This is a genomic window from Collinsella sp. AM12-1, from assembly GCF_003472325.1.
In the GTDB taxonomy this organism is placed as follows: Bacteria; Actinomycetota; Coriobacteriia; order Coriobacteriales; family Coriobacteriaceae; genus Collinsella.
The window spans coordinates 1-918 of sequence record NZ_QRLS01000052.1 but is presented as its reverse complement, the minus strand read 5'-3'; the positions used below and the strand labels follow the sequence as shown (position 1 = coordinate 918).

The window sequence follows — 918 nt, the reverse complement described above, 5'->3', positions numbered from 1 at the left end:
GGGCATGCCCCGCCTCTTACACCACATCTCTGTGCGCTACCACCTGCTGGTCAAAAAACATCAAATATGAGTACTGTTATCGATTTGGTAGCAGCAATTTTGGACTAATAAGGCCAGATAGCTAGTCGAAATGGCGATGAATGTACGATTTTGATCCAATTATTAGTCCTTATAATGGACATATGTTGCGTAACTTAAGCAAATACTATCTTTTGATATGTTGTAAGCAAGGTAGCAGTACTCATTTTTGCCATTTTCTGGCCACGGCCTTTGTGACAGACGTGCTGGCGGGTTCGAATCCCATGCACTGGGCACAAAAAAGAAAGGCCTCCATCGCTGGAGGCCTAACAATTCAGTGGTGGGCGATGAGGGATGTCCGCGTGCGGCCGGCGCCGCCCGCGCCCCGCTTCGCCGCTCCGCTCCTCGCGTGCTGCGCTGGAAAACGCTTGCGCGTTTCCTCAGCTCCGCACCCTGGCGGGTTCGAACCCCATGCGCTGGGCCCAAAAAAGAAAGGCCCCCATAGCTGGGAGCCTATCAAATCAGTGGTGGGCGATGAGGGATGTCGCGTGCGGCTGACGCCGCCCGCTTTCGCTTCGGGCCTGCGGCCCTCGCGTGCTGCGCTGGAAAACGTTTCGCGTTTCCTCAGCTTCGCACCCTGTCGGGTTCGAATCCCATGCGCTGGGCCCAAACAAAAACGGTCCCCTTGCGAGGACCGTTTCCAATTCAATGGTGGGCGATGAGGGATTCGAACCCCCAGCCTTGTGCGTGTAAAGCACCTGCGCTAACCGTTGCGCCAATCGCCCGTGCGGAGAGAGTATAGCAAAACAATCGCCTCATTCACCTCATATCCATTAAAGGTAACCGACGCGTGTCACAGCCCTTGATTCTCATTTTCATTGCAACAGCCTCAGGACTCAG

At 54.6% G+C, this 918-nt stretch carries 1 tRNA gene; it reads right to left on the bottom strand.

Features of this window, described 5'->3' with window-relative positions:
* Positions 1 to 727 precede the first annotated feature (727 nt).
* Positions 728 to 803, bottom strand: a tRNA-Val gene (locus DW136_RS09855).
* Between the last annotated feature and the right edge of the window lie 115 nt (positions 804 to 918).